16 protein-coding genes and 1 pseudogene are annotated in these 20,330 nt (G+C 56.6%); 4 read left to right on the forward strand and 13 right to left on the reverse strand.

From position 1 onward, the window contains the following. Positions 1-186: 186 nt before the first annotated feature. Positions 187-1,287 carry a glycosyltransferase family 4 protein gene (locus tag ACFLEY_RS12150; RefSeq protein WP_211434512.1) on the reverse strand — a complete coding sequence of 367 codons (1,101 nt, stop codon included), beginning with the start codon at positions 1,285-1,287 and terminating at the stop codon, positions 187-189. A gap of 1,111 nt (positions 1,288-2,398) precedes the next feature. On the opposite strand from ACFLEY_RS12150, the gene ACFLEY_RS12155 reads away from it, so the two are divergent. Continuing rightward, positions 2,399-2,893 (forward strand): hypothetical protein, encoded by a 495-nt coding sequence (locus tag ACFLEY_RS12155; protein ID WP_211434453.1) that lies wholly within the window; start codon positions 2,399-2,401, stop codon positions 2,891-2,893. Positions 2,894-2,945: 52 nt separating this feature from the next. Here ACFLEY_RS12155 and ACFLEY_RS12160 read toward each other — a convergent pair whose 3' ends face one another. The 7 genes from ACFLEY_RS12160 to ACFLEY_RS12190 form a co-directional block, all read right to left on the reverse strand. Then, a complete protein-coding gene (locus ACFLEY_RS12160; RefSeq protein WP_211434452.1) occupies positions 2,946-3,767 on the reverse strand; it encodes a bifunctional 2-polyprenyl-6-hydroxyphenol methylase/3-demethylubiquinol 3-O-methyltransferase UbiG in 822 nt (273 codons plus the stop codon). A 453-nt stretch (positions 3,768-4,220) separates the two neighbouring features. Next, complete coding sequence (locus tag ACFLEY_RS12165; protein WP_211434451.1) at positions 4,221-5,576, reverse strand: O-antigen ligase; 1,356 nt, start codon at positions 5,574-5,576, stop codon at positions 4,221-4,223. Positions 5,577-5,748: 172 nt separating this feature from the next. Beyond that, positions 5,749-6,615, reverse strand: a complete 867-nt coding sequence (locus tag ACFLEY_RS12170; RefSeq protein ID WP_211434450.1) for a hypothetical protein — start codon at positions 6,613-6,615, stop codon at positions 5,749-5,751. Positions 6,616-6,809: 194 nt separating this feature from the next. Then, complete coding sequence (locus ACFLEY_RS12175; protein ID WP_211434449.1) at positions 6,810-7,982, reverse strand: glycosyltransferase family 4 protein; 1,173 nt, start codon at positions 7,980-7,982, stop codon at positions 6,810-6,812. A gap of 1,504 nt (positions 7,983-9,486) precedes the next feature. Next, positions 9,487-10,551, reverse strand: coding sequence for an IS110-like element ISBj4 family transposase (locus ACFLEY_RS12180; protein ID WP_396604652.1), 1,065 nt, complete (start codon positions 10,549-10,551; stop codon positions 9,487-9,489). A 429-nt stretch (positions 10,552-10,980) separates the two neighbouring features. Next, the gene (locus tag ACFLEY_RS12185; protein WP_396604653.1) at positions 10,981-11,808 is read right to left on the reverse strand and encodes an AAA family ATPase; all 828 of its coding nucleotides are present in this window, start codon (positions 11,806-11,808) and stop codon (positions 10,981-10,983) included. Between the two features lie 1,204 nt (positions 11,809-13,012). After that, positions 13,013-13,201, reverse strand: a complete 189-nt coding sequence (locus ACFLEY_RS12190; protein ID WP_028175462.1) for a hypothetical protein — start codon at positions 13,199-13,201, stop codon at positions 13,013-13,015. Between the two features lie 102 nt (positions 13,202-13,303). Between ACFLEY_RS12190 and ACFLEY_RS12195 the strand changes: the two genes are divergently transcribed. Next, entirely contained in the window at positions 13,304-13,654 is a 351-nt protein-coding gene (locus tag ACFLEY_RS12195; RefSeq protein ID WP_396604654.1) for a PRC-barrel domain-containing protein, read from the forward strand. 182 nt (positions 13,655-13,836) lie between these two features. Here the strand turns inward: ACFLEY_RS12195 and ACFLEY_RS12200 are convergent, their stop codons facing one another. The 3 genes and pseudogenes from ACFLEY_RS12200 to ACFLEY_RS12210 form a co-directional block, all read right to left on the reverse strand. Further along, positions 13,837-14,976 (reverse strand): Wzz/FepE/Etk N-terminal domain-containing protein, encoded by a 1,140-nt coding sequence (locus ACFLEY_RS12200; protein ID WP_211433986.1) that lies wholly within the window; start codon positions 14,974-14,976, stop codon positions 13,837-13,839. 122 nt (positions 14,977-15,098) lie between these two features. After that, positions 15,099-15,215, reverse strand: coding sequence for a sugar transferase (locus tag ACFLEY_RS12205; RefSeq protein ID WP_373565371.1), 117 nt, complete (start codon positions 15,213-15,215; stop codon positions 15,099-15,101). Positions 15,216-15,273: 58 nt separating this feature from the next. Further along, positions 15,274-16,578 (reverse strand): annotated as a pseudogene (locus ACFLEY_RS12210) (sugar transferase); the annotation flags it as partial. A gap of 349 nt (positions 16,579-16,927) precedes the next feature. On the opposite strand from ACFLEY_RS12210, the gene ACFLEY_RS12215 reads away from it, so the two are divergent. Both ACFLEY_RS12215 and ACFLEY_RS12220 read left to right on the forward strand, forming a co-directional pair. Continuing rightward, entirely contained in the window at positions 16,928-18,325 is a 1,398-nt protein-coding gene (locus tag ACFLEY_RS12215) for a polysaccharide biosynthesis/export family protein (RefSeq protein WP_396604655.1), read from the forward strand. 37 nt (positions 18,326-18,362) lie between these two features. Further along, positions 18,363-18,707: a hypothetical protein gene (locus tag ACFLEY_RS12220; protein ID WP_211433997.1), complete on the forward strand. Its 345-nt coding sequence runs from the start codon at positions 18,363-18,365 to the stop codon at positions 18,705-18,707. On the opposite strand, the gene ACFLEY_RS12225 is transcribed toward ACFLEY_RS12220, so the two are convergent. Both ACFLEY_RS12225 and ACFLEY_RS12230 read right to left on the reverse strand, forming a co-directional pair. Further along, on the reverse strand, positions 18,643-18,867 hold the full coding sequence (locus ACFLEY_RS12225; RefSeq protein ID WP_373565373.1) for a hypothetical protein: 225 nt from the start codon (positions 18,865-18,867) through the stop codon (positions 18,643-18,645). The genes ACFLEY_RS12220 and ACFLEY_RS12225 overlap by 65 nt on opposite strands. Positions 18,868-18,872: 5 nt before the next feature. Further along, entirely contained in the window at positions 18,873-19,172 is a 300-nt protein-coding gene (locus ACFLEY_RS12230) for a hypothetical protein (protein WP_211433989.1), read from the reverse strand. Positions 19,173-20,330: the final 1,158 nt, after the last annotated feature.

Consider the following 20,330-nt stretch of genomic DNA (forward strand, 5'->3'; position numbering starts at 1 on the left):
CCAGCAATCACGACTTTGATTGCAACTACAATTCTAACACCGTCGCCAGCAGTCACGCCGACGCATCGCCGCTTTCACGGCTTAGCAGGCGTCAATAGTGCGAGAAATCGCCAAGACGCGATGGCAAACAAACGTGGCCTGCCTCCTCAAACACCGAGGTGATCTGAATGAATCGGGAGTGGTATTTCACAATGAGCACAGAAGCGCATCCAAATTGCCGGCAACTTTGTCCCAGGTGTAGTTCTCCAGCAGCATTTTTCGGGCATCCTTAGTCATAGAGAGCCGGAGGCGTTCATTGTCTATAAGTAATTTGATCGCCAACGCTGCTCTCTCAGGTTCATCAGCTCGCATGTAATCGATGCCTTCACGTGCCACGCTAATTGCTTCAATGCCTACGCCGGTTGAAACAACGGCCAACCCCATGGCAAACGCCTCCAGCACTTTGTTCTTCAATCCACTACCGATCCGCATGGGGTTCACCATTATAGGATACTCGGCCAGTACTGAGTAAATATCGTCAACGAAGCCAGTGAGACGAATACCATGGTCTCGCTGTGCCTCCTCCTGTAGCCAGCGTTCCGCATCCCTGCCCACCACGCACCACTCAATTCCGGCCGGTGCTAAGTGCGGTCGATAGACATTCTCGTAGAAGTAACGAACAGCATCGCTGTTCGGTTTGAAGGCAAGATTTCCCCAAAAAGCGACCCCCCTGCGCTTGGCGACACGATCATTTGCGTCAAATGTCTCCGCAAGGCGAGGCGAAACTCCGTTCGGTATAGTGCTGATGTTTGTACTTCTAGCGGACAACTTACAGACCGTGTCCGTATCCGCGCCATTAACTGTCGTTACATGATTAAACCAGCGAGGCAAACACGATTCAGCCTTGGCAAAACGGGCGCGCATCAAATGCGCTTTTAGATATCTCTGTAAGGGCCAAAGTGGCAAATGCTGTATTTGCCTAGTCAGCGTTAGGACTTCACTGTCGCAGAGGTCAAAAAGGATCTTTTTACTGCCCGAAAACGGTTTTACGAATCCCGCAACATCAATGTTAAAGACCAGCATATGGCTAATATTGTTCTGTTCACAGATTTCGGCTATCGTTTTGGTAACCATTTGAAAGTAGCGCGGGTAGGAAAGCGAATAGTAATTTGAGTCATTTCGACGGAAGTGCCTTTTCAGCGAGGGTCTGTGCGCGGGAACACGTGGCATCTCGCTTATCTTTTTGAAGACATCGCTCAACCCGATTGGACCGTCATCAAATCGAGGTAAACTGATAGGAATCGTCAAAAGGTGCATCTCATGCCGCTTCGCCAATTCACGGCACAAGTGCCACACGCGTAGGTCATAGCCGTCGCTTAGGTTAGCAATCCGCTTATCGGTTACCACTAGTATGCGCATCACAAAAAATCCGTTGATTGACAAACGTCGATTGAGCGGCAGACCGTCGGCGTTGGAAGTCCACTAGACTTCGCATGATGCCGCTTTGAGCAAGTGTAAGCAAAGGCATTGAGAATAGAAGCTCTTCGATTGAGTTCACCGGGGGCTGAGTGGCTACCCAATTGTGAGTAGTCCATGGGCTCGGTTTCGGAGCCATGCGCTTGTAAGGTTCACGTCAACTTGTGGTCGTAAGATAGCAGTGCCATGAGAATGGAGAGGACAGCGTCGCGCCTCGCAACTCTGTTCGTTAGTCCTCCGTGAAGAACGCGGACGAGCGCTGATTTAAGCGATCTTTTGAGCCGGGACAGTTTCGGCGAAGGCGCGGATGATGGCACGCAAGAGTAAAGCCATCAGCTTCGGCTTCCTCCCCCGATTGTTCCATCGCCTTCAGTCTCCTCTCGGCTCTCTGACAAGCCAAGGATCGCAGAGCGAAAGCCGAAGCGAAACCAGTCAATCAAATGGGAGAAAAGCTGCGCTTACGAAGCAACAGGTCTTTCTGGCGATCATCCCGCGGTTTGCTCATCGCCGTCCCCAATGCCGATGACCCGTCCGTCAGGGAATCACGAATCGCTCGAAAGCAAAATCCCAAAACGCAAGAAACCGCGGCCCAACACCCGGCTTTCCTGCAAAATCGAATACTTTATCGAGACAACTTCTGCCTATCTCTCAGGCCGATCTGCATTCTTCACGGACGATTCGTTAGATTCCACCTGTGGCTTGGTTGTGATTCAAGCTCTGGCTGACAGACGCCCAATGGGCGAAGATGGAGCCGCAGTGTCTGGGTAAGCCGACCGCCGCTTTGTGGAAGCGGTTCTTTGGATCGTGCGGACACGTGGCGTGATCTTCCGCTGTTCTTCGGCAACCGGAACACGATTTTCAAGCGCTACCGCGACTGAGTCAAAGCGGACGTTTTCGCACGCTTCTCGAGGCCTGCTCCAACACGCCAAGCATGGAGTACGCCATGGTCGATGCCACCATCGTCAAGGTCCACCGCCACGGACAGAGCGCAAAAGGGGGCTCAGAGCCAAGCCATCGGCCGTTCCAAAGGCGGCATGACGACCAAAATTCTGGCGCTGACCGACGCGTTCGGCAATCTCGTCCGCTTTGTTCTTGCCCGGCCACCCTTTCGATACGGTGGGCGTCGTTCCGCTCATCGACGGTCTCGTCCTTAAGGGCTTCATCGCCGACAAGGCCTTCGACAGCAATTCCATCATCGCCGACCTCAACGAGTGCGGCGCCAAAATCGCCATCTCATAGCATCCTCGGCGCGCGCCTCGCCTCTGCCGATGACACTCAGATCTACAAGTGGCGCCACCTGATCGAGGATTTCTTCTGCAAGCTCAAGGAATTCAAACGCATCGCAATGCGCGCAGATAAAACCGATCAGAGTTTTCGCCGCAAATATCCAACTCGCCGCAGTCGTGATAAACTCTCGATGAATCTCAACAGGCCCTAGTCGCCGACCAAATACTGGTTGTCGACCACTCCTGAGCGTCGGGGATGTGTCGTCAGCGACGTGTCGCGATGAGCTCGATTTCAATGATACGGCGCAGGATCGGCAGGTTCGAAACGCGCGATCCGAGGGGCCGCGGCAGCCAGCCGACGACGGTTTCGAGCGCGGTCACGACGCCCAGTGGCAGCGTCGTCTGGAAGTTGCGGATGCGTGCGAAACCCTGTACGCGCGCGAAACCCACCGAACGGAATAGGCCCGCTAGTTCACGATTCGTGTACTCGCGCAGGTGAAAGCCGCGCGCAACTTCATCGATGCCGCGCGAGACGTCGTGCGGACCGCTAATGCGGTTCGGGGTGATGCAGAAGTATTTTCCGCCGGGCTCAAGGGCGGCGAACACGTTCGCGAGCTGGTCGCGCGCGTCGTCGGGATGGAGGTGCTCCATCAGCTGATTCGAGAAGATCAGGGTCGCCTTTACCGGAATGCTGACGCCGTCGGAAAGCACGACTTCGAGATTCGGCGCCGTCGCGCCGCGGGTCACCGTCTCGGAGACATCGATCGCGTAGGCCTTTCGGACGTGCGGCGCGACGAGCATCGTCAGCGCGCAGTCGCCAGCTCCGATCTCCGCATACACCGTGTCATGATTCAGGAACGGACGAAGCGTCTCGAACAGTTTCTGCAACTCGGCTCGCTTCACCGTTTCCTGGCTCTTAGATACGAGCTGCGAGTGGTACGGCACCTCACGAAACAGCTCTTCGTACACCGAGCTGTAGAGATGCGCGCGCTCGGCGCGCGAGGAATTGCGCAACCGGTCAGCGAGCCCAATTTCCACCTTATAGTGGTGCTCGCGCTTCGGATCCATCACGAGTTTGGAAGCCATAAAATATGATACCATCCAGCTCCGACGCCGTCAATTTGAAGAGCTTAGATCGTTTAGGTGATCGCTCGCAGCTGCGACGTCAAGCGTACATGGGATCGTCGAAGAACGGACCTTCCGCGGAGTCGATGATGCCGTGGAAGCGAAAATGAATGCTGATTGGTTGCGGCTTGTGGTCAGCTCTCAGCGGCGGGCGACCAGCGACAGGCGCGGCTTTCCGGGACGATCTTGAGCTTCTCATCCGACCGACCAGCGTCGCAGCACCCGTCTCCACTATTTCTAGCAGTTCGATTTAGGCACTACGCCTATCACCGGCGATGAGGACAGTTGTCAATTGCCTCACTCTGCAAGATTGGCTCCACCGGACGGATACTTCGCAACCATCTCGTCACGCCGTCATATAGTCTTCGATATGCCAAAACAGAGTTCAGGTCGGACCAGTTCTGTGTGACTGGGTCAACCCCGATAACGCAACCGCGCCAAGTTGATCATCATCGCAATGATCGGAAATACATACATGTTGTCAATTGTTGGAAAGATTTCACGATCAGTCATCGTGCCAATTCCAAAACCAATGATGCATGCGAACAGAGCCCAGTATAGGTCACTATTCAACCTTCGCCCAACCCGTAAAGCGGTGGCCACTCCAATGAAAAGAAGAACTATCAGCACGAAGGTAAAAATTGCCCCGCAATCAAGGAAAAAATCGATAATCGCATTATGCGCATGAGTGGCGTGTATGAGGGTCCCTGTGTACCAAAGTTCGCTCGTCATCATTCCATAGCGACCAGCACCGAACAAGAATAGGCCGATATCGCTTGTCCATTCATCGAGCAAAGGAGCCCAGATGTGATCAACGCGGCCCGTCAGCAAGGCATCGGCCGAAAAATCGGACCCGCTATCAAGTCCAATCGAAAGAAGGGACTCGACGGTTGGTCCCACCCACACGAGCGATACGATGCCAACCGCTGCAGCGCTAAGGCCTAGAATGACAAATTTGCGCCTCTGAATCAGAAATAAGCAGTATGCAACTGCTACTGTGACAAGTGCGCTGCGGGACTGGAGCAGGAGAATTGCAACGAGCGATAGACCGAGCGGTACGATCCAGAAAGCACTGCGCGTAAGAACCTTATAGAGCAACAAGGGCGTAGTACAAATGTATATAGTTCCTATCGTATTGCGATTGACACCAAAATAAGTTCCGCACAGCTCGGCCATTTCATCCCGGCTGCCTGAAACCAGCTCAGCCATTTCGTCCCGGCTGCCGGAAAGCAAAGCGGACGGATTTATCGCGACAAGTATGATCAAAGCGATCGATAGCAACAATATTGAGAGACAGATCACCGTCGTGATCCTCTCAAGCTCTTGAAATGAGCACATTCGTGTTAGGATAACTAAAAATGGTAAAACATAAAAGGCGGGAACGATGCAATTCGACAGTATATAATCCAAATAGGAGTCCGGAAATACATCAGGGAAGTGATCGTGAAAAAGCGGCGCATTTGGAATTGATCGAATGAGGGTGATGGTAAAGGTCGCGAAGTACAGGAGTAAAACTCTGAGGGACGTTTGCTCGATCTTGTCGGTCGCGCGCAAGGGCGCACTTTGGAATACCAAATAGGCCAAGACCACAGCCGACAGTAAGTTGAACGGCTTCAAACCTTGGATATCAAACAAATTGTCCCTGAGAAATGCTAAGCGCTGGAATGGCAACATAAAAACAAAAAGAAGAAACAGGTTTCTCCCGCTTTGCGCGGCTGAGGGCGCAAACGTGAGAGGATGAGGAGCGGGAACTGGGCCAGTATGGTTCAAAGGAATTCCCTCGCAACGAATCGGAATTGTTCTAGCGCGGCCTGATCTGGCTGTGCCGCTGAAGCAGTGCTCCTTCGGTCGGGGTCATCGCGGCAAAACTCCAAGCGTCGGCATCAGAGATGTTCGATAGGGCTGCCAGCCACGACAATGATAGTTGATATCATCATTATTGCTATTCCTCCTGTCCGCATTCTGCTCGGTGGTCGGAGCGTGATGACAGCAGTATTCTATCGTGGAATTCGGTCAACGTACTGCCGCGAAAATGCTTCGCCGCTTGCGAGAAGAGCTCGTTCAAATCTCGATATAATTTCTCGATCGATTCAATCGAGGGAAAATAAGGACTACCGCCAGGCATGAGCTCTGACGAATGCGTCATGAACTCCACATGAGACCGATCTTGTGCGATCGCGATGTCGAGAATGCGTAGCATCGATGCCAAATTCGACCCGGTGGGCCGTAGCCAATCGAGCGGCCAGATTGAGCGCTGAGCTCTATTCGGAAAGTCAGATATATCTTCACAAGCTTGGGTCACCCGGGTCAGCAAAGCAGGCGATCGGTTGATGATCGTCATTGGAACCTCGAGTAACGAAGAGGTTCCCGGAAGCGCGATATCTCGCTCACTCATCCAATAGTGATGCTCGGGAAACCTTCGATAGTCGGTTCCTCCCGCACCGTCTGGGTCTCCTTTGGAACTCCGCCAATCCACATGAGGGGTTACGGAACAGTCTACTCTATATCCCAAATCTCTTAATGCATCGGCATAAGATCCATTCATGGCCCAGCGACCCGATCGATGGCTCCGCATTTTGCCGCCGAAAACGTCCTCAAGAAAATGCGTGTGAAATTCTACTTTCTTCCGGATTTCATCTTCCGGATATTCGATCAAAAAGGGTTGGTACCAGGAATCATCGCTGGTCAGGGGATGGATTGGGGGTGAATTCCAGGCATGCAAATGCATCCCGATTTCGCCGGCACCTCGTGCGATTAGATCGCGACCAAATTCAACGAAACTAGGATCATTTGCCATTTCGTAGTTCACTAGGTAGGTCGGCTTCAGTCCGAAGTTCTCACACAACGACTGAAAGCGAGGAAGAAAGGACGCATTGCGAGTGCCAACTCCGGAACGCCTGCTCCAGACGTCATCGCCCTCTGTGTCGATTGTAATGAGAAAGCTTCTCAAGATATCTGCTCTACCTGAAAGAGGGACCGCGGGCGTGTACGAGGCACCAAAATCTAAGGTTCGAGTGGATTAAGGCAAAGTGGTTGCCATGGGCGTTTTGACCGAGCAACAAGGGGCGTCAAAGCGGCAATCAACTCACGAGCCTTTACCGTCGGCGAGTGATTCGCCTTAACATAAATCTGACATCGTCGAGCGAGCGCGTTGTATTCATTCGCGTCAATCTCCCAAATTGCCCTCACGGATTTGGATAGTGCCAGCTCGTCCTCAGCCGATGCGCCAAGGGCATGACGCAAGACGATCGAGTCCGGATCGACAGGCCGGCGCGTCACGACAGGTGTGCCCACGGCCAGAGCCTCCAGGAACACGTTCGAGAAGCCCTCGTAACGCGAGGTGCAGAGAAGCATCGCCGCTTCTGATAGGAACGGTTGAATGTCTGCCCGCCGGATATAGCCAACCAATTCGACATTCGGCAGACGGCGCAGGCCATTCACGGCGTCCACCGTCGATTGATCAGCACCTCGGGACAGCATCCCTGCCACGCGGAATTTGACGGCAGGAAGTTCCTGGGCGATCCGAAAAAGTAATGGCAAGTTCTTTTCATAGCGGAAGACGCCGAGCCAGGCGACATAACTGCGTGCTACACGCGGCAAAGGAGCGGTCGCGTCCTCTGCCACGACAATAGGATTATGAATGACGTGAATAGGCTTGCCCGGGAAAAGGGCAGTCAACTGGTCACATTGATACTGATTCTGACAGAGAAATCCGGCTGCTCGATGCCGAGCCCAAGAATAAGATAACCATTCATAATGTCGAAGCCCGATTTTGTATCGTTCATCGACATCTGCGTCGCTTACCACGCGGTAAACGAAGGGAATCCTCAATTGGCCGGCGACGAAAGCCATGATGGCGGTGCCGACCCCACGTGCGCCCTGGATGATGATATCCGGACGATAGGCGCGGGCGGCTGCCAATGTTTTGGGAATGTATGCGTAGAAATACTTCGCAACCCGCACACCCCTCGCGGGATCATAGGTCTCGATAAGTTTGATTTTCTGGTCCGAACCAACATGGGCCAAAGCGCCCTTCCAGGTAAGGACAGCAGCTTCATGACCGGCATCTTCAAGCGCGCGAAGCCATATCGAAAGTTCGATGGCCCACCCGCCGATCGGATAGTTCTCATCGTTGAGTAGATAGGGAAGGGAAAACTCTATCGAAAGAATTCGCACCTGACACCCAGAGCTTCATGCGATAGCATGCCATATTGAAACTGGACGACTTCATGCGCAACAGAGCGCATTGATCGAGGACACTGGCCTGCGCCCGCTTCGTTGACACCAATTTAAGCTAATCCGGTTTTCGGCTCAGCCTCCACGGGTCTCATAAATCCGATCCTCGAAGTGCCGACGCGTTAGATTGTACAACGCAGCTTGATAACGCCAAGTACTCACAATTGGGTAGCCATTTAGCTCCGATGTTCTATCGAAATGCTTCTATTTCTGGCATTTTTGCCTACACTTAATTTAAGAGACGTCGGCGCGCCCATGGCTAGCGTAACGGGAAGAGATGTGATGGGTGCATTCGATCTCCCCATAACTATGCTCGTGGCGGCGGTATGCGCCGAAAAGGTTCAAGGAGTGGTTTCTGCGCGCGCTGGCAGCGCACTAGCTGGTGGGATTCCTGCTGCGGACGAGGATCCAAAATGAAAACGTTCTGAAAAATTGCGTGTTCCATGGCGCCAGTCGAATTGGAGAACTGCCATTTTGGGTAAGTTTGATTCCGTATGCAACTGCGTTCGTCGGAAGTGCGCCAACCAGACCCTTGGCTGCTGCGAGCTATGGCGCTGTCCTTGCGCTAACTTCCGCCTCGCCGACCACACTACGTTACTACGTTCTCTCCCGATTGGCCGATCAGGCGCCGAGACTGTTATCGCCCGGCCGCGCTTACCAGGCTAAGTGCCGTTGTGTTTGTGCCGTACGCGGTTGCAGTGCCTTTGGCATTCGTCCGTGTAGAGGCAGCGCTGATGATTTTCGTGCTGATGCCGCTTCTGCTGTTCGCGAAGGACGCGCTTTTTCCTGCGCGTCATGGTCCCGACTGATCCCGATAAGGCGCCCGTTGAGATCTCAGCAGAGACTTGCTGGCGAGCGGTTATATCGCGAAACGGTCCGTGACGTCAGGCGAACAAAGTCCGCTTCTGGCCCTTAGCCGAAGGTCGATTAAGCGCGTGTCATGTCGGCTGTCAGGGGCAAACCGGATGCCGATCCTACTTGGCGTCCACCGCTGCTTTTGACCCAATGTATGGTCCGGCCGTGCGTAGCAAGAGATTCGTCGATCAGGTGGTGAGTGGTCTTGCATCAATGTATCCGGCCTTTGATTGGAGCATTTGCTCCGGGCCATCATGGATATCAGCGCGCGCGCGTTCTCATTAGCGGACAGGCCTCGATTGGGCCATTTGGGTCACCAGTGTTCGCATGCGCCGGGAAGACCGAACCTCCATCTCGTCTCATCCTCTCGCAGACCTCGGCTGGAACCTGTTGATGGGGTTACGTCATCGCATGCTCCTCCTACCTCGCAGTTCCTGTGTTCGAGCCAGGGGCCGTTCCTTCGTCCCGGCCCGCAGAACGTGCGTCGGGTCGCGCGCACGGGCGGTCAAGGCCGGCCGTTGCGCTTGGCTTGCGGCTGGCTCCGGCGTTGCCAGGCCGCGCCTTGACCGCGCCGAGCACGGCGCGAGGATCAAGCGGGTCGGACGCCTGCATCGTTGGTCCTTGTCAGCTCGAAGGCGCGTCCTTTAGCCAGCACCGCCCAGGCGATGCGGGCAAGCTTGTTGGCGAGTGCGATCGCCAGCACGTTGTGGTGCAATCGCTTCTTGGCGGCTTCGATCCAGGATCTGAGTCCGTAACGTTCCCAGTTCTTGATCCTGACCAGCACAACCCATGCCGCCTGCACGAACAGAACGCGCAGGTAGCGATTGCCGCGCCGTGAGATTTTGCCGAGGATCGTGCGGTCTCCCGTCGAGATCTGCTTGGGCACCAGTCCGAGCCAGGCGCCGAAGTCACGGCCTTTGGAGAAGACGTCTCCAGTGCCGATCGCGGCCACCATGGCGCTCGAAATGATCGGCCCGATGCCAGGCACCGTCATCAGGCGCGAACATGCCTGATCTTGACGGGCCAGTGCTTCGATCTCGCCGGAGAGGCTATCGATGCGCTGATCCAGCCGACGCCAGTCGCCTGCCAACTCCTCGATGACACGCAACATGCGTGGCGACAGGGCATCGGTGCGCGTCGCAAGGATGGTGGGCAATTCTGTGCGCAGGAAGCCGATACCCTGGCGCACCGCGATCCCGCGTTCGAGCATGAAGGCGCGAATCTGGTTGATGATGCCGGTGCGTTGCGACACCAGGCGCTCGCGCACCCGATGCAGCGCCTGCAGATCCAGTTGCTCTACAGTCTTGGTCGCCACGAACTTCATCGTTGGGCGTTGCACGGCTTCGGCAATCGCTTCGGCATCATTGAAGTCGTTCTTCGGTCCCTTGCTATAGGGGCGGACATATTTGGCCGGCATCAGCCTGGCATCGTGACCAAGCGATGCGAGTTTGCGGCTCAAATGATGTGCGCCGACGCAGGCTTCCATGCCGATCAGGCAAGGCGGTATATTGGCGAGCCGCGCCTCCACCTGGCCACGCAACCACTTTTGCCGCAGCACGATGGCGCCGCGCGTATCGTGGCCCACGACGTGGAACGAGTTTTTGCCGATATCGATGCCGATCACGGCGATCGCGGTACTGGGTGTCTGGGACATGGCGTGCTCCTTGTCTTGGCGCCCCTGGCCAGCTTATCGCTGGCGGGGCAGGAGCACGGCCGGACCATCCCATTAGCGGAAGTAACAGGTTAACCTGCCGCTACTCGATAAAAAGATCATCATCAGCATGAGTCGACCGAATTTGCTCCTCACGCGAAGTTCAGAGAGTTCGCGGTTTGGCATTTTGTCCAGCCAACGGCGGAAGCGAGGAGGTGGGGCGCAACCCTTTGCGCCGGTGCAGCTTACAACTGCGGTCTCACATCTCCTCAACGCGCTCCCGGTGGCTAGTTCAAGCAGGGCTTGAGGCAAGACATGACGCAAGCATCGATATTTCTTGTCGAAGATGAAGCGCTCATTCGAATGATGCTTGTCGTTGCGGCGGCCGCGGCAATGGCGGCCGTGTCTTTCCGGACTCCTGTTCCCCCATGATCAGTTCCTCAATGCGCGAACGTCGCGCTCGCGCAGGACAGCCTCGACGATACGGCGCAGGCGGCGCACCGAGCCGCCGGGCCAGTGCTTCGCGACGGCTTCGCGCTCAATGCCGTCGAGCGGCGCCAGCCAGTTCTGGTCGAGACCGCGCTCCTTCGCGAGATCGGTCAGCACGGCCGGCAGCAATGCGTCGAGATCCTTCGAAGTCGGCTTGGGAAAGGTCACGACACGGAACCGGTCGCGGATCGGACCGGGCAGGGGATCGAGACGGTTTGCGGTGGCGACGTAGCTTACTCGCGACAGATCGAGGGTGGTTTGCAACGCGGGGTCGGGATAGCGGCAGCTCGTTTCCGATTCGAGAAAGCTTAGCAGTACGTCCCAAAGCCGACCATAGTCGGTCCGCGTCGCGGCCTTCTCGATCTCGTCGATCAGCACGAGCGGATTAGCAATGCGTCCCTGCGCAATCGCGAGGAAGGCACGACGCGGCTCGGCCGAGTACCAGCGGCGGTCCGTACCTCCAAAGGAAGCGCCATCCGAGCGGCTTGCGTCGCTTCGCCAGACAGAGACGTCCAAGACCTCGCCCAGCCGGCGGGCGAAGCGGCTCTTGCCTCCGCCAGGCTCGCCGACGATCAGGAGGGGTCGCAAATGGACCGTCTCGCGTCCGACGAGATCGGCCAGCGCGAAGTCGACGACCTCGGTGGCGTACGGGAACTCGAATAGCAGGGTACTGCGCGCTTCGTACAGTGCTGGCGCCTGAACGAGCGGTAAGGCGACGTTGACGACGTTCTTCAGCGGACCGACGATTTCCTTCAGTTTGGGGCTCTTCATCTCTTCTTCGGATATCTGCCTTTCTGACGACTGTGGTCGGTCTGGCCGCTTATTGCGAGCAAGTAATCGCGATCGTCCCTCGCGATGACCCCTCCTACTGGCGGTGGCTCTATGACCACAAATTGCAAGGCCCCAATATCGTATTTTACGGTGTCCAGCGTTCGGGGAAGGACTTCAACCCTGTGAAGATCAGGCGCCCAACTCCCCCGTTACTTGGAAGGTAGTAGTTGCCGCGAGCTGCCGCTTGCTGCAGCCTGGTGCCGTGCGCAGCGGCACCGGGCGTAACGCAGCCGCACGCTGACGTGGGGCACGGTTTGCGGTTCAGTCATCGCAGGGCTCCGGCCACCGGTCCCGGCTCGACCTGATGCTGGATCCGGACGATCTTCCGGCTGGCGTTGAGCTGCCGGCGCTGCCTTCCCTGACAGTGCGCTCGGTTTGCAACTGCGGAGGGACTTGCGTCCCTGACAGCGCCAGCATGCTCTCGAGGTTGATACCGACAAGGAGGATCAATTCGTTCCATCTTCAGCCGAGCGATGTGATTCATAGCGACAACGGAAGTCGCAATTGCGCCCTTCAAGGACACACGATGATCAGGTGCATGACCGGATGGAATCCGGACGTCTCGGAGTGGACAAGGGCCAAGGCTTCGTAGCGGAACCGGCCGTCCGGTGCTCGGCGGGCGGCGGCATTGCAGTAGCCCAACGGTGGTCGCTCTCCAGGTCGGACGCCTACGAGGTCCCTAAGAAACTCAAGGCGGGCCGCGCCCACGCGAGCGTCACCAGCGTCCGTTGTTTGGAGCGGAACGGCCATCCTTCACGCGCTTGATCCTCTGAAGAATCGTCATTTTGGAGATGGATCATGAAGGCGGTTTTGGCCACTGCTTAGGACTGATTATCAATGGAAGTCCCCCTGACGGTTTGAGGTGGCGATGGCAGACCATTTCGCTGTTTTCGAGACCCATTTGAGAAAGCGCGGCCGAAGATGGAGTGGTACTTGTGCACGGCCGACGGCCGCTTGCTGATCCAGAGTTCGGAAGCCAGCCGGCCCGCCGCCAGATACAGGGCCAACCGGGCACTGTTTCAGATGCTGCTCGGCGCCGCCGCCGAATCGGTCCGGTCTAGTGTTTCGGATAAGAGCCGGCGTCGCTTGGGTCGCAGCCGTTCAGAAAGCTGAGCGGAGCCCGTCTTAACCGGCCGAATTGGGTTTACGCGGCCGCCGCCCGGCCCGCGTCAGTGATCCGGTATTCGATATCGCCGGATGGAAGCGGTTCGGTTTCAACGAGACCCAACTCCACCAGCCGAGCCACAATCTCATGGTCGAACATCGGCGGGCTGACCCAGGATTCGCCGAGCAGCTTTCTCAAAAATTCGCGCTCCAGATCGGTCAGCTCCATGCTCGAACTCCGCTCATCCAAAACAAGCCACCGAGGCTTTCAGCCAGGAACGGAGCCATCGTCCTCCCGTTGACTCCAGAAGACAACATCCGGGAGGTCAACATGGCCATCGAAGATCGTGAGACCTTCAGCCTGATCGGAAGCGACAAGGTCGAGGGCACGAATGTCTACGGGGCCGACGGCGAAAAGGTCGGCTACATCGAGCGCGTCATGATCGACAAGGTCAGCGGCAAGGTATCGTACGCGGTGCTGAGCTTCGGCGGCCTGCTCGGCATCGGCGACGATCACTATCCGCTGCCCTGGCAGGCGCTGAAGTACGACACTAACCTTGGCGGTTACGTCACCGGCATCACCCAGGACCGGCTCCGCAGCGCTCCCAAATACGCCGACGAGAGCAGTTGGAATTGGAGCGAAGCGCATGGCACTCGCGGGGGCTTTCTATCTGGCCGGTAGGCGGCATGTCGCCGTGATCGGCGTGTGCTACGGCACGGTTCCAGCTGCACAGCCGTGAAGTTGCCGCCCTTCAACCGGCGGCGTGTGATCGTCCTTACCTTAAGGGCTAGCCGGCAGTGCATCCGTGTCGAGAACGATGACCGCCGGAAGCTGGCTTGGCCAGTTTGTGAAGATAGTAGGCATCACCGCGAACCAGTAAGGCGCACGGGCCTTGCCGTGGCCGATGTTTCAGGTAGGTGGTCCGGTCGAATTGCGTCTGGAACAGATCGCTCGATCCCGTCGCCTTGTGCGCTTAGGCGAGGTTCCTGTCCGCTGACGCGGAAGCCTCGATCTAACAGATCGCGCAGCATTCCGAGAGCGATGCCAAGAAGCACTCCTGCAACGGCCCCTATTCCTAGCACCATTCGAGGCTTTGGCGAAGTGGCTCTCAACGGAGGCGACGCCACGGTGACCAGGCTCGCCTCGAACGCCGGAGCGGATCGTTGTTGCGTGGCTTCCATCTTCCGCAGCATATGACGGAAATTGTCATAGGCGTTTTTGGCGGATTCCGCAGCAGCTACCAGGTCATCGTCAGTATCCGCGGAAGCCGCCTTATTCTTATAGTAATCCTCCAGAGCCTTTTGGGCGGCCGATGCTTGAGCGCTCAATTCGTTCAAGCGATCCTTGGCCCATGTCTCATCTCGGACACTGGAATTAAATTTTGCGTCCATTTGACGCATGATGTATCTTTCCGCGACAGCATTCAGGATCTGCGCCGCCCGGTCAGGATCTGCGGCTTCGTAGGTCATTTCGACAATGTAGGTAGGGCCGACGCGCTTGGCCGAAAGATTTTGTGCGAGCGATTCCATGGCATAGCGCATGGCGCTCGAGTCTCTGTCTGGTTTGCTCCAGCCGAGCCGCTGGGATATCGACTTGGTTATGGCGCGCAGGACGCTATCTTGCGTGGCGAATTCCGGGCGTTTGGCAAGGCCGAGTTTCTCGACCACGGCGCGAGCGATACTCTCAGATTTTATGATTGCGATCTGACTTTCAACGATCGTTGACACCGACGAGGCGTCAACTGCGGCCGCTCTCGAATCAAGAAAGAGTTGCGCCTTAGCGGTAAACGTGGGTACTGCAGCAATGAGGTAGAGTAGAGCAGCGCCAATCGTTACAAACCACGTCAGCAATATGATCCAGAGGCGCCGTCGTATGAAGGCTACACCTTCTTCGAGGAACACGGTCGACGAACGAAATTCAGGCGGCAGCCCGTCCGGATCTACCGAATTATATGTTCTATTGGTGTGCAGCATTTTCTCGTACCTGCGCTGATAGTTGCCCACTCAGGCTCCGCACATCAGATGAAACGAAGCGCCCGGTGGGACGAAGGATGCCCAAGTCCAATACGCCTCAGATTTACTAAATTAAGGGCCGATTAGTAGAAGGTGCAGCAGACGGAAAGGCGTCAATAGGCATTCCACCACACGTTTCTGGAAAACAAGGTCATGACCACGATCTTTAGATCGAGAAGGAGTGACCAGTTGTCGATATAGTACAGATCGTGCTCCACCCGACGCAGCATCTTCTCGAGTATCGATCTCGCCACGGTAACCGTCGACCTGAGCCCAGCCGGTAATGCTAGGCTCGACGTTGTGGCGGCGAGAAAATGACGAAATCAGCTCGGCGAATGCTTCGTTTTGCGATGTCGCATGTGGACGGGGTCCGACGAGCGACATGTCACCGACCAGGACATTGAACAACTGCGGAAGCTCATCGATATTGGTTTGGCGCAAGAGGTGACCCCGACGAGTTACCCGTGGATCGTGTCTGACGGCGGGTCTGAAATTGTCGCCATCCGCCATCACGGTTATCGTCCTGAATCTCAGCACGTAAATGGGCTCGTTGTCGTAACCGTGCCGCCTTTGGCGAAATAGCACCAGCCTTGGGAATCCGAGCTTGATTGCAAGCGCAACGAAGACGAGGAGAGGGCTAACCATGATAAGCCCAGCGATTGCGACGGCGACGTCGAATGCTCGCTTTAGTGCTCGATTGAAAGGAATAAGGGGGCATTGGAAGATCCGCATCGTCACAATGTTGCCGAACAGAGTGATCCGCGACACGGCCATGAGATCGATAGTCCCCACAGGGACGACGTGAACGTCAACTGGCAGCTCTGATAGGGCGCTGGCAAGCGGGAGTGCAGCCGGGACATCCGGTTCCGAAGTCAAAATGACAATTTCATCCGCGCGGAGGGGCCGGCAATCCGCAACCAGTTGGCGGACATTAGGCAGCACTTGGACGGCTCCGGGTCGCGTCAGTACTGAGGAGGCGGCGCGAAACGTCGGAAAGTCGAACGAGCGGATGGTCTGAATTCCGGTGGCGATTGCTCGAGCGGAAAAATGCAAGGTGTGACTCGGGTCGCCTATGAAAACGACGCGCCTGGCGTCTATCAACCCGGATGCAATGCCAGGCTGTAGTAATGAGAACGATATTGCCCGTGCGCAGAGCACCGCAAGGAGGGCGCTCACACCTTGGGCTATAACGGTAGCGCGCGAGTAGCATTCTGAAATCTTCAGAAGGAATATTGTCGAGATGAAGAAGGAGAATACGAAGAAGACGGCGCTGACGCCGCTCCGCAAGAACACGTGTCGGGGTTGCGTCTGGATCCGGGAATATTGGTGGAGCCCTATAGAAACGAGCAACTGCATAGTGGAAATCAGAAGGGAGTCCTTGATGTTGGCGGCGTCCGACGAGTCCAGGAGGATCAGGCGATGATAGAGGACGGCTGCGGAATAGGCCGCGATGGCTACGAGTATGAATTCGGTAGTTGCTGCCAAAACCAATAGGGCAGCTAATCGGCCCTTACCGACGCCCCTGCCGCCGACGACCGAACTGGCCCGAAACTGGGTAGAGGCCGGCGAATTGGTAAAGGACGCATAACTCACCAGTCACTCCCAGGCGTTCATTCCCAGTCATTCCGCCTCAGCTAAATCAGTAGCATTCGGGTCACTGGGCGAAAATTGGCTAAAAATGGGTAGATGAGGAGTAACCACGATGGCCGGTTGAGCACGGGCGCTGCGGGACTAGATTGTCGAATAATCAAAAGAGCACGGGTCAATCGAACATAGCGAAGAAGGGCAGTGAGCGGCCGCGCGCCAATACGACGAAACGTTGGTTTGCAGATCGGCTGTTGGGATGGTTGCTTGAAGGGTAGCGATGTCGACGCGCTGCCTTCCGCGGAGAGATTTGAATTGAGTTCACTCGGTGCCGACGTCCGTACAGAGAGTTGCCGCGATGCCGAATTCCAGACCCAACCATTGTTTCCATGTCGAAGTCTTTTTCAACCTGGTTCGTTGCACCAAATGGGGATTGCTGGCTATTGGCCTTACAATTTCCCTCACTGAGGCGAAGGCCGAATATCGGGTAAACATCGGAGATGTACTGGAGGTCACGGTAGCCGGGGTGCCGGAGCTGCGGAATCGTGCTGCCGTTCAAGTCGACGGGAACGTTTCGTTGCCGCTGGTCGGAGCGCTTCCAGTCGCGGGCCTGCCGTTACCGCAGATCCGAGCAAAGATCGGGGCCGCACTGGCGAGCAAAGTGTTTCGGCAGAGGACTCTGGATGGCCGTGAGGCCGTCATCGTGATAAACGAGGATGAGGTCACAACGGTCGTGGCGGAATACCGGCCGGTCTACGTAAGCGGGGACGTCTCGAAGCCGGGTGAGTATCCTTATCGTCCGGCCACCACCGCACGCCAACTCGTCGCTGTGGCTGGTGGCTACGACATCATGCGTATCAGAATGAATAATCCATATCTCGAGTCCGCGGACTTGAGAAGCGAGTACGGATCGCTTTGGACAGAGCTCGCCAAAGAACAGGCGCGTATGTGGCGCATCAAGAGTGAGCTCGGAGAAGGGGTGCAGCTTAATCCAGGCATTCTAACGGACGTGCCTATAACTCGATCGGCGATTTCGGAAATCGTCAACGCAGAGAGGGAATATTTGAAGACGAAACAGAATGATTATCAGCAGGAAAAGGCCTTCCTTCAACGCGGCGTTCGACAGGGAGACGACGAGGTCCGCGTGTTGTCAGAGCAGCAGAAGAAAGAGGAAGAGGGATTTCAGACAGACCTCGAGGAACTGCAGAAAGCGACCGATCTCTACGGCAAAGGTTCCTTGACCAGTCCTCGCGTTACCGATGCTCGGCGCGCGGTGCTGCTGTCGTCAACCCGGAAGCTGCAGACCTCTGCGGCACTACTGCAGGTCAAGAAGCAACAGGACGAGTTCTCCAGAAGGCTTGTAAGGCTCGACGACCAGCGGAGGCTCGAGCTGCTCCGCGAGCTGCAAGACACCAGCGTAAAGCTCAACCAAATCCGCGAAAAGCTGCAGAGCGTCGGCGAGAAGCTTCAGTACACTGCGATGGTTCGGTCACAACTCGCACGAGGCGCCGGCAGCAATCCGGACATTGCCATCATTAGAAAAGGCGAAAAAGGGCCGGAACGGATTATCGCAAGCGAAGATACCGAGTTGCAGCCGGGTGACGCCGTCGAGGTCACCTTGCGATACCAGGATGGTCCCCGAGAGCTAAGCAGTTCAAACGTCCCATCGGCGACAGGCCGGACTGATGTGACCGCGGCCGATTCGTTGCGTGGCGATCCAGAGATTGCCGCGCGTAAGAGCTCGATAGAGCAATAAGGGTACGGTGCTCATATATGGTTCCAATCACATTGTAATGGACTCCAAAGTACGTTTCGCAGAACTTGGCCAGTTCGCCTCGGCTGCCTGGATCCAGCGCAGCCATTCCGCCCCGCGGGACATCCGCAATCATGCGGCGCGATACCGCATCATGCAGCAACGTCTCGAGCTCATCGACCAGTCCCTCTTTGTCGGCTCGAAGTGTATTGAGTTGCCCCTGCGAAACAACACCGGCCAGATCCCAGTACGCGCCCACTTCGGGGCCGCCGCCGCTCGCAATCTTGACGAACCCGGCCGGCGGAAGTTTGTAGACACCCTCAGATCGTGGATGGACCCGGCACATAACCATGCCGAAGAAAGGCGGCGATCGCTCCACGATTGAGTCTCGGCTTCCAACCGGGATGCGCCCGCAGCGCCTTCAATTCTGATCCGAATAAAACGAGTCCATCGAAAATCGCCCAATAGAGCGGCTTTTCGCCAATTCGATCACGAGCCAGCAACAGTTGACGCTCTCGGGTGTCCCACGCTGCTATCGCGAACATCCCGTTCAAGCGGGTGATGGTTGGCTTGACGCCCCACTGGGCGAATCCTTCGTCAATACCTCTGTATCTGAATGCCCACGAAACCGAACTCCGCAACGCTCCAATTCGGCCTTCAGTTCTCGGAAATTATATACTTCACCGTTGAACGTAATTGTATATCGGCCGTTGGCCGAGACCATTGGTTGTTGTTCCATCGAGGACAGGTCGATAATTGCCAGGCGACGCTGCCCGAAGGCAATGCCGGCTTGCTCGCCCAACCAAATTCCGCTGTCGTCCGGCCCGTGGTGGCTCAGGGTTTGGGTCATTGCAGACGCCCGCCTTTTCAGATCCTGCAGGCTGCAACCATTACGCTCCCAAGTACCGGAAATTCCGCACGTGCTTGAAAAGAGCTCCCCGATGAGAGGACGTCAACGCATGGCAACCACACTCACGCGCTCGCAGTCTAGTATTGTGGACCGATCGGCGGCTCGACCCTTTCGGATTACCCATTCTCGATCACCAGAAGCCCAGACCAGCAGATCGCGAATAGGGTAAGCGCTAAGCCGGAACGTCAATCGGCGTGGAGAGCTTTGGACCCCCGAGCGCGAGAAGTGGTTCTCCGTCACGCTCTTGGGAATGCAGTCGACCATGCGATCGAATAGGTTGAACTGTCGCCGGGGTCGAGAGCCACCATGGACGCCCGAGATCGCGCGCCACAGGCGAATCCAGCCGGTCTCGACCTAGCGGAGCTCGATGGTCTGCCTGGAGAATGGTGTGCCTGTCAGCCCATGCCGCGGACAGATGCCAGAGGAGCTGAGATGCTCCCCTGGCGAGGCACCCATAATGCCGTCGGCGCCGTCAGCAGGGTCAGGCTCACTGCGTATTCTCCGCTTAGTGTTGTCCGGGCGTCTGGCAAGTCCCCGATGCAGTGATAATAAGGGAGCACCCACTCATGATTTGCCCTCACTTAGGCGAGGCCGAGCTTATGAACAAAAACCCGTGTTCGCCTCACCGGTCACCATCCTCTGCAAGCTGAAACCAAGGTCCTTGCAAAAGGAGACGGCATTTTTGCAGGGAACTTTCGCTACGCGAGTCCGGAGCGTCCGTACCTTCGGCCGGTCCTCTACACGCCCGGCGACAACTATCATCTCGATAGAATCACCTCGCTCTGATCTGTCACTTGCACGAGGCGAAGTGCTCAGAAGGCGAGCGTTGTGGTCCGGGCACGCTGCCCTGCGGCACTCCACCGGACCTGGGCGGAGGACAAGCTCCTCAAGCTCGGCCCCGGCCTGGCGCGGTGACGGTCGAGATGAAGACCGGCGCTCGCAGGATCATCAGCGACCTTCTCTCGCCGCTGGCGAGATACAAGAAGGAAGCGCTGCGGGAGCGATAAAGAACCCGCTCCCGCAGTCCGCGTCGTCAACCTGAGGCCGAGGAGAGTGTCAGCACGACCTCGAGTACTGTGCATGCAAGAGCAGCAGGGA

The organism is Bradyrhizobium sp. YCK136 (genome assembly GCF_044570075.1).
GTDB classification, from domain to species: domain Bacteria; phylum Pseudomonadota; class Alphaproteobacteria; order Rhizobiales; family Xanthobacteraceae; genus Bradyrhizobium; species Bradyrhizobium diazoefficiens.

Bases quoted from the DNA above. Each gene is read 5' to 3' on its own strand.
- ACFLEY_RS12220 (WP_211433997.1), top strand. From the start codon at position 18,363: ATGGACTCCAAAGTACGTTTCGCAGAACTTGGCCAGTTCGCCTCGGCT.
- ACFLEY_RS12155 (WP_211434453.1), top strand. From the start codon at position 2,399: ATGGTCGATGCCACCATCGTCAAGGTCCACCGCCACGGACAGAGCGCA.
- ACFLEY_RS12185 (WP_396604653.1), bottom strand. From the start codon at position 11,808: ATGAAGAGCCCCAAACTGAAGGAAATCGTCGGTCCGCTGAAGAACGTC.
- ACFLEY_RS12195 (WP_396604654.1), top strand. From the start codon at position 13,304: ATGGCCATCGAAGATCGTGAGACCTTCAGCCTGATCGGAAGCGACAAG.
- ACFLEY_RS12160 (WP_211434452.1), bottom strand. From the start codon at position 3,767: ATGGCTTCCAAACTCGTGATGGATCCGAAGCGCGAGCACCACTATAAG.
- ACFLEY_RS12230 (WP_211433989.1), bottom strand. From the start codon at position 19,172: ATGACCCAAACCCTGAGCCACCACGGGCCGGACGACAGCGGAATTTGG.
- ACFLEY_RS12180 (WP_396604652.1), bottom strand. From the start codon at position 10,551: ATGTCCCAGACACCCAGTACCGCGATCGCCGTGATCGGCATCGATATC.
- ACFLEY_RS12215 (WP_396604655.1), top strand. From the start codon at position 16,928: ATGCCGAATTCCAGACCCAACCATTGTTTCCATGTCGAAGTCTTTTTC.
- ACFLEY_RS12205 (WP_373565371.1), bottom strand. From the start codon at position 15,215: ATGCTGCGTCGGGTGGAGCACGATCTGTACTATATCGACAACTGGTCA.
- ACFLEY_RS12190 (WP_028175462.1), bottom strand. From the start codon at position 13,201: ATGGAGCTGACCGATCTGGAGCGCGAATTTTTGAGAAAGCTGCTCGGC.
- ACFLEY_RS12225 (WP_373565373.1), bottom strand. From the start codon at position 18,867: ATGTTCGCGATAGCAGCGTGGGACACCCGAGAGCGTCAACTGTTGCTG.